The organism is Oerskovia sp. NPDC056781 (assembly GCF_042789955.1).
Lineage (GTDB): Bacteria > Actinomycetota > Actinomycetes > Actinomycetales > Cellulomonadaceae > Oerskovia > Oerskovia rustica.
Genome location: NZ_JBHUAD010000023.1, coordinates 1 through 7,667 on the forward strand (window position 1 = coordinate 1; position 7,667 = coordinate 7,667).

At 74.7% G+C, this 7,667-nt stretch carries 7 protein-coding genes; all 7 read left to right on the forward strand.

All coding sequences use genetic code 11. The features are described 5' to 3' along the window. Positions 1-447 precede the first annotated feature (447 nt). The 7 genes from ACFRCR_RS03775 (at position 448) to ACFRCR_RS03805 (ending at position 7,654) form a co-directional block, all read left to right on the forward strand. The gene (locus tag ACFRCR_RS03775) at positions 448-1,107 is read left to right on the forward strand and encodes an isochorismatase family protein (protein WP_377675651.1); all 660 of its coding nucleotides are present in this window, start codon (positions 448-450) and stop codon (positions 1,105-1,107) included. Next, on the forward strand, positions 1,104-1,895 hold the full coding sequence (locus ACFRCR_RS03780; RefSeq protein ID WP_377675653.1) for an SDR family oxidoreductase: 792 nt from the start codon (positions 1,104-1,106) through the stop codon (positions 1,893-1,895). Before ACFRCR_RS03775 ends, ACFRCR_RS03780 begins: the two co-directional genes overlap by 4 nt. A gap of 105 nt (positions 1,896-2,000) precedes the next feature. Beyond that, positions 2,001-3,389: an isochorismate synthase MenF gene (locus tag ACFRCR_RS03785; protein WP_377675655.1), complete on the forward strand. Its 1,389-nt coding sequence runs from the start codon at positions 2,001-2,003 to the stop codon at positions 3,387-3,389. Then, positions 3,386-5,113, forward strand: a complete 1,728-nt coding sequence (locus tag ACFRCR_RS03790; RefSeq protein ID WP_377675656.1) for a (2,3-dihydroxybenzoyl)adenylate synthase — start codon at positions 3,386-3,388, stop codon at positions 5,111-5,113. The genes ACFRCR_RS03785 and ACFRCR_RS03790 overlap by 4 nt, the downstream gene beginning before the upstream one ends. After that, on the forward strand, positions 5,110-6,582 hold the full coding sequence (locus ACFRCR_RS03795; protein WP_377675658.1) for a lysine N(6)-hydroxylase/L-ornithine N(5)-oxygenase family protein: 1,473 nt from the start codon (positions 5,110-5,112) through the stop codon (positions 6,580-6,582). The genes ACFRCR_RS03790 and ACFRCR_RS03795 overlap by 4 nt, the downstream gene beginning before the upstream one ends. Next, positions 6,579-7,412: an ABC transporter ATP-binding protein gene (locus ACFRCR_RS03800; RefSeq protein ID WP_377675660.1), complete on the forward strand. Its 834-nt coding sequence runs from the start codon at positions 6,579-6,581 to the stop codon at positions 7,410-7,412. Before ACFRCR_RS03795 ends, ACFRCR_RS03800 begins: the two co-directional genes overlap by 4 nt. Next, complete coding sequence (locus ACFRCR_RS03805) at positions 7,409-7,654, forward strand: phosphopantetheine-binding protein (RefSeq protein ID WP_377675662.1); 246 nt, start codon at positions 7,409-7,411, stop codon at positions 7,652-7,654. The genes ACFRCR_RS03800 and ACFRCR_RS03805 overlap by 4 nt, the downstream gene beginning before the upstream one ends. Positions 7,655-7,667: the final 13 nt, after the last annotated feature.

The following is a 7,667-nucleotide window of genomic DNA, read 5'->3' on the forward strand; positions in this document are numbered from 1 at the left end:
GCCCTTCGGCGTTCCCGGGTGACCTGCAGGATCCCCGAGGGTGACGCCCAGGCCCCCCGAGGGCGACGTGCTGGACCGCCGACGGTGACCGGTCTGACCGCCGAGGGCGACGCCCACGACCTGCGAAGGCGACCGGCACCCTGCAGCGGGGCACGTCGCCCTCATCGTCCAGGCGCGTCACCGTCGGCACTGGTCGGCGTCACCGTCGACGCCCTGGTGAGTCCCCCTCGGCGCTTCGGTGCGTCACCGTCGGCGGGTCGGGCGGTCGCCCTCGGCGGGCGGGGCGGTCACCCTCGCCGAACGAGATGGCAGATTGTCGGCATCTGTCCGTTCCGTGGACGGCCCTTCCCAGGCGGGTGAAGTCTGTGCTTAGGTCTACCTCAGTGAGGGAAGGTTTACCTAACTCATTCAACTAATGCGCTCGATACGCCTGGCTCTGGGGGGACCATGGGACTGCCGACGATCGCCGCCTACGACGGCCCGGCACCGCACGAGTACCCGAGCAACCGCGTGACGTGGCAGGTCGACCCTGCCCGTGCGGTGCTCCTCGTGCACGACATGCAGCAGTACTTCGTGAACGCGTTCGACCCGGCGTCGCCCGCTCTGCGGGACGCCGTCCACAACATCTCGCGCCTCGCCACGAGGGCGCGCGAGCTGGGCGTCCCCGTCGTCCTGACCGCCCAGCCGCCCGCGCAGCGCCCCGCCGACCGCGGTCTGCTCACCGACTTCTGGGGTCCGGGCATCCCGGACGACGGGTCGGACGTCGTGATCGACGAGCTCTCCCCGCAGCCGGGGGACACCGTGCTGACCAAGTGGCGCTACGACGCGTTCGTGCGCACCGGGCTGCGTGACCTCCTGCGCGAGCAGGGGCGCGACCAACTCGTCGTGACGGGCGTCTACGCGCACATCGGGTGCCTCGTCACGGCGTGCGACGCGTTCATGCACGACGTCCAGCCCTTCCTCGTCGGCGACGCCGTCGCCGACTTCTCGCTCGCCCACCACCGCCAGGCCCTCGCCTGGGCGGCGGACCGGTGCGCCGTCGTCGGGACGACGGACGACGTGCTGACCCATCTCAGGGCGCGCGTCCCCGCGGTGGCGGGGGCATGAGCACGCGCGTCGCTCTCGTGACCGGCGCCGCGGGCGGCATCGGGGCCGCGGTCGTGAACGTGCTCGCGGCGCAGGGCTACGTGGTCGTCGCGGGAGACCTCGACGGCACGGTACCGACGGCGCCGCTCGGCAAGGTGATGGCAGGCCAGGTCGTCCCGGTGCGTCTCGACGTGACCGACGAGCAGGACGTCGTGCACCTGGTCGACTGGGTCGAGGCCGAGATCGGCCCGCTCGACGTGCTCGTGAACGCCGCGGGCGTGCTGTGCCCCGGCGTCGTGACCGAGTCCTCGCTCGCGGACTGGCAGCGGATGCTCGCGGTCAACGCGACGGGGGTCTACCTCGTCTCGCGCGAGGTCGCGCGACGTCTGTCCGAGCGTCGGCGGGGCGCGATCGTCACGGTCGCGTCGAACGCCGCAGGCGTCCCGCGCGTCGGGATGGCGGCGTACGCGGCCTCGAAGGCCGCGGCGTCGAGCCTGACCCGGTCGCTCGGCCTCGAGGTCGCGCCCTACGGGGTGCGCTGCAACGTGGTCTCGCCGGGCTCGACCCGTACCCCCATGCTCGCGGCGATCGCCGGGTCGCCGGGTCCGGACGACCTCCGGGTCCTCGACGACCCGGCCGAGGCCCGCGTCGTCGCCGGGGTGCCGGAGGACTTCCGGCTCGGCATCCCGCTCGGCCGGCTCGCCGAGGTGCAGGACGTGGCAGACGCCGTCGCCTTCCTGGTCTCTGACGCGGCCCGGCACATCACGGTGCACGAGCTCGTCGTCGACGGCGGCGCCACGCTCCGCTGATCCGCCCCACCCACCCCCCCTGCGTCATCAGCACGACCTCTCGCACGTCCTCCTGCGGACGACGCGCAGGCTCACGAACCCCATCGACACCGACGAGGACGCCTCATGACCGGCTTCACCGTGCTCGACGACCCGACAGGTACCGCGGTCGTGCTCGACACGGCGCACGCGCGCCGCCACTCCCGGACCAGCGGGACCACCGCTCCCGCCGGAGCGCCCGACGACGACGCCCCCCTCGGGCACGCCGAGTTCCGTCTCGCGTCGCCCGACGTGGGCCTCGTGGCGCACGGTGTGCGCGAGCGCCTCGACGTGCCGTCGTGGGACGGCCCGACGGTCGCGGCCGCGGCACGCGACCTGCTCGCTCGGGCGGCCTCGGCACGCTGGGCCGGCGAGCCCGCGCCCATCCTCGTGGGCACGATCCCGTTCGACTCCTCGCGTCCCGCGCACCTCGTCGTCCCGGCGCACCAGTCGTGGCGACCCGTGGGAGCCGGGCGCGGCGACCAGGGCGACCAGGGCGACCAGGGCGGCCGGTGCGACCAGAGGGACCAGAGCCACCAGGACGATCCCGGCACGTCCGGCACGGTCCCCGCGACGACGCCCGACGGCGAGCCCGCGGCGGGACCGGTCCGCTCCGCGCTGACGGACCCCGACGGTCCCACGGCCCCGCCCGGACGTGACGACGTGGTCTTCCGCGCCGCCGTCGGGCGGGCGGTGTCCCAGCTCGAGGACGGCGTGGCCGAGAAGGTCGTCCTGGCGCGCACCCTCGACGTGTCCGCGCCGGGTCCGCTCGACCGGCGCGCGGTGCGCGCCGCGATGCGGCGCGCGAACCCTGACGCGTACGTGTTCGACGTCGAGCTGCCGGGCGACAAGGGGCACCTGGTCGGGGCGAGCCCCGAGCTCCTGGTCTCGGTGCGCGACGGCGTGCTGCACAGCCACCCGCTCGCGGGGTCGGCGCCGCGCTCTGCCGACCCCGAGGAGGACCGCGCGACCGCGCAGCGGCTCCTGACGTCCGAGAAGGACCTGCGCGAGCACGCGTTCGTGACCGACGCGATCCGGGAGGTGCTGCGCACGTACGTCGCCCACGAGGACGACCTGGACGTGCCGGCGACCCCGGAGCTCGTCGCGACGTCGCACCTGTGGCACCTGGGCACGCCCGTCAGCGCCCGCCTGAAGCCGGGTGTCTCGGTGCTCGACGTCGTCTACGCGCTGCACCCCACGCCCGCGGTCTGCGGGCACCCGCGGGCCGCCGCACGCGAGCTCATCGGCTCGCTCGAACCGTTCGACCGCGGCTTCTACACGGGCCTCGTCGGCTGGGCGGACCAGGCCGGGAACGGCGAGTGGGCGATCGTGCTGCGCTGCGGCGTGGTGCGCGGCGCGGACGTGCGGCTCTTCGCGGGGGCGGGCGTCGTCGTCGGGTCCACGCCCGAGGGCGAGCACGCCGAGACCGCCGTGAAGTTCTCGACGCTGCTGTCCGCCCTGGGACCTGTGTCGTGACCGCCGCCCCACGGGTGGGCCCGGCACCCCACCTGCTCGACGGCGTCGTGCCCGTCCCGGCCGACGTCGCGGACCGGTACCGCGCGGCCGGGTTCTGGACCGACCAGACGCTCGGCTCGCTCGTGCGCGGCGCCGCGGCCGCACGGCCCGACGCGACCGCGCTCGTCGACGCGGCCCGTAGCCTGACCTACGCGGACCTGGACCGCGCGGCCGACGACCTCGCGTACGGCTTCGCGGCGCTCGGGCTGCGCCGGGGCGACCGCGTCGTCGTGCAGCTGCCCAGCGCGAGCGAGCTGGTCGAGGTGCTGGTCGCGCTCGGCCGCTCGGGCATCGTGCCGGTCCTCGCGCTGCCTGCGCACCGGCGGACCGAGGTCGGGTACTTCGCCGCGCACACGGGCGCCGTCGCGCTCGTGACCGGTGGCGTCGAGGCAGGTTTCGACCACGCGGCACTCGCCCGAGAGGTCGCCGCGGCCGTGCCCACGGTGCGGCACGTCGTGGTCGTGGGCGGTACCCCGCCAGCGCACGGCGAGCAGTCGGACGCACCCAGCCCGTTCACCGCGCACGCCCTCGACGACCTGCGCCGGGCCGACCTGACCGAGGTCCGCGGCCCCTTCGAGGATGCCGCCCACCCGGCCGACGTCGTGCTTCTGCAGCTCTCGGGCGGGACCACGGGCACACCCAAGCTCATCCCGCGCACGCACGCCGACTACCTGTACTCGGTGCGGGAGAGCGCCCGGATCTGTGGCCTGGGCCCGGGCTCGGTGTACCTCGCGACGTTGCCCGTCGCCCACAACTACGCCCTGACGTCGCCCGGCGTGCTCGGGGTCCTGCACGCGGGCGGGACCGTCGTCCTGTCCCCGCACGGCGCCCCGGACACCGCGTTCGCCCTCGTCGAGCGGCACCGCGTCACGCACGTGGCCCTCGTGCCGCCGCTCGCGCACGTCTGGGCCGCGTCGCCGCTCGTCGCCGCGCACGACCTCTCCTCGCTCGAGGTCCTCCAGGTCGGGGGAGCCAAGCTGGGCACGAGCGCGGCCGAGCGCCTGCTCGACGTCTTCGGGGACACGCTCCAGCAGGTCTTCGGCATGGCTGAGGGGCTCGTCTGCTACACCCGGGCGGGCGACCCGCGCGAGGTCGTGGTCGGGACCCAGGGACGGCCCATCTCTCCCGCCGACGAGGTCCTCGTCGTGGACGACCATGACGAACCGGTGCCGCCCGGGCACCCGGGGCACCTGCTGACCCGTGGCCCCTACACGATCCGCGGCTACTACCGGGCGCCCGAGCACGACGCCTGCGCGTTCACGGCCGACGGCTTCTACCGCACGGGCGACCTCGTCGTGCGTGACGCCGCCGGGTACCTCACGGTCGTCGGGCGTGCCAAGGAGCAGATCAACCGCGGGGGGGAGAAGATCGCTCCCGCCGAGGTCGAGAACCACCTGCGCGCCCATCCCGACGTGCTCGACGCGAGCGTCGTCGGCGAGCCTGACGAGTACCTGGGCGCGCGCGCGGCCGCGCGCGTCGTCGCCCGGCCCGGCGCCGTGGCCCCGACCGGTCCCGTGCTGCGCCGGTTCCTGCGCGAGCGCGGCATCGCCGCCTACAAGATTCCGGACCGCTTCGAGACCGTCGAGGCGCTCGCCACCACCGCGGTCGGCAAGGTCGACCGCGCTCACCCGGCCCCCGCTCCCGCGGCCGCCGGCACCGAACCCCAGCCGTGGAGCACGCGATGAGCAACCCGTCCCGCACGCAGGACCCCCGCCGCACGGCGCACGACGTGGACGTCGACGTCCTGGGCCTCGGCTTCGGGCCGTCGAACATGGCGCTCGCGATCGCGGTCGAGGAGCACAACACGACGTCCGACGAACCGCTGCGCGCGGTCTTCCACGAGCGTCAGGCGACCTCGCGCTGGCACCACGGGATGCTCTTCGAGGACGCGCACATGCAGGTCGCGTTCGCCAAGGACCTCGTGACGCTGCGCAACCCCACGAGCGACTACTCGTTCCTCGCGTTCCTGCACGAGCAGGGCCGGCTGGTCGACTTCCTCAACCGGGGCAGCTTCGCGCCGTTGCGCGTCGAGTTCGCGGCCTACCTGCGCTGGGCCGCGGCCCGCCTCGCGGGGTTCACGCGCTACGGCTCGTCGGTCGAGTCCGTGACGCCCGTGCGCGACGGCGGGAGGGTCGTCGCGTTCGACGTCACGGTCGCGGGCGAGCACGGCCCGAGCACGACCAGGGCCCGCGACGTCGTCGTCGCCGCAGGCCTGCAGCCCCGGCTCCCGGCGGGCGTCGCCGAGTCCGGTCGGGTCTGGCACAACCAGCGCTACCTCGACCGCGTCGCGCTGGTCGACCACGACGTGCGCCGCGCCGTGGTCGTGGGCGCGGGGCAGAGCGCGGCCGAGATCATGATCGACCTCTACGACCGGTTCCCCGGGGCCGAGGTCCACTCGGTGTCGCGCCGCTACGGCTTCTCGCCCTCGGACTCGACGCCCTACGCCAACTCGGTGTTCGACCCGGGCGCGGTCGACGTCTTCTACGACGCCCCGCCCGCAGGGCGCGCGCAGCTCATGGCGCACCACCGCAACACCAACTACTCGGTCGTCGCCGAGGACACCATCCGCACCCTGCACGAGCGGGAGTACCGCGACCGGTGGCTCGGGCGTGGGCGCCTGCACTGGCACCGCTGCACAGAGGTGCTCGACGTGCGGGACACCTCGGACGGCCCGGTGGGCAGCCCGGTGGGCAGCCCGGTGGGCGGCCCGGTGGCCCTCACGCTCGCCGAGAACCTCACGGGGACGACGGCCGTCCTCGACGCGGACCTCGTCGTGCTCGCCACGGGCTACCGCCCCCTGGACCCGGCGACGCTGCTCGGCGGCGCGACCGACCTGCTCGGTCGCGACGCCGACGGGGCCCTGGACCTGCACCGCGACCACCGCGCCCGCCTCACCGAGCCCGCCGACGCCGGGCTCTACCTCGTGGGGCAGTCCGAGCACTCGCACGGTCTCGCCTCGACCCTGCTGTCCACGCTGGGCGTCCGCGCCGGAGAGGTGCTCGCGTCGGTCCTGGCCCGCCGGGGCGACCACGCCGCGCCCACCGCGCAGGCGGGGCACGCCCCGGGCGGGACGGCCGGCGCGACGCACGCGGCGCCGTCGGGCAGGGCCCTTCCCGGCAGCACGGTCCTGTCCGACCCGCTGGTCGTCCGATGAGCCTCGCGACGACCGACCTGCGCGTCGGATACGGCAAGCGCGACGTGCTCCAGGGCGTCGACCTCGAGATCCTCCAGGGCGAGCTCACGGTCATCGTCGGGCCCAACGGCTGCGGCAAGTCGACCCTGCTGCTGTCGCTCGCACGCATCCTGCGCCCCACCGCCGGGACGGTCGAGCTCGACGGGCAGGTCGTCACGTCGATGCCTCCCCGCGAGGTCGCCAAACGGCTCGCGTTCCTGCCGCAGGCCCCCGTCGGGCCCGACGGCATCCGGGTGCGCGACCTCGTGGCCCGCGGACGACACCCTCACCAGGGATTCCTGCGTGCGCTGTCGGCCGAGGACCACCGGGTGATCGACGAGGCGCTCCTCGCGACCGACACGCTCGACCTGTCGACCCGACGCGTGAGCGAGCTGTCCGGCGGGCAGCGCCAGCGCGTGTGGATCGCCATGGCGCTCGCGCAGGAGACGTCCCTGCTGCTGCTCGACGAGCCCACGACGTTCCTCGACGTCGCGCACCAGATCGACGTCCTCGACACGTGCGCGCGCCTGCACGACGAGGGCCGCACGGTCGTCGCGGTCCTGCACGACCTCAACCTCGCCGTCCGGTACGCGACCCAGCTCGTCCTCATGAAGGACGGCGCGGTCGTGGCCCAGGGGCGCCCCGAGGAGGTCCTCGACGCCGACGTCGTCCGGCACGTCTTCGGGATCCGTGCCCACGTCGTGACCGACCCCGAGGGCTGGCCGCTCGTGGTCCCCGTCCGCTCCGACGTCCTGGCCAGGCGTCCGCCCCAGCGCACCAGCGCACCACGCCCCGCCGGAGGACCCGCATGACGCACCCGACCATCACGCGCGAGCAGGCGCTCGCGGACCTCGTCGACGTCCTCGGCGCGAGCGGGTCGGCCGCGCACGAGATCGGGCTCGACGACGACCTGACCGACCACGGCCTCGACTCGGTGCGGCTCATGGCCCTGCTCGAGCGCTGGCGCGCCGCGGGCCGGCCGGTCGAGTTCGCCCAGGTCGCGGTCGAGCCCACGCTGCGCGGCTGCCTGCGCGCGCTGGGCGTCCCCGCCTGAGGCGGGGACGCCC

What these genes read in the sequence shown, in the direction of transcription:
- ACFRCR_RS03775 (WP_377675651.1), top strand. Translation starts at nt 448, where the DNA reads ATGGGACTGCCGACGATCGCCGCCTACGACGGCCCGGCACCGCACGAG.
- ACFRCR_RS03780 (WP_377675653.1), top strand. Translation starts at nt 1,104, where the DNA reads ATGAGCACGCGCGTCGCTCTCGTGACCGGCGCCGCGGGCGGCATCGGG.
- ACFRCR_RS03785 (WP_377675655.1), top strand. Translation starts at nt 2,001, where the DNA reads ATGACCGGCTTCACCGTGCTCGACGACCCGACAGGTACCGCGGTCGTG.
- ACFRCR_RS03795 (WP_377675658.1), top strand. Translation starts at nt 5,110, where the DNA reads ATGAGCAACCCGTCCCGCACGCAGGACCCCCGCCGCACGGCGCACGAC.
- ACFRCR_RS03800 (WP_377675660.1), top strand. Translation starts at nt 6,579, where the DNA reads ATGAGCCTCGCGACGACCGACCTGCGCGTCGGATACGGCAAGCGCGAC.
- ACFRCR_RS03805 (WP_377675662.1), top strand. Translation starts at nt 7,409, where the DNA reads ATGACGCACCCGACCATCACGCGCGAGCAGGCGCTCGCGGACCTCGTC.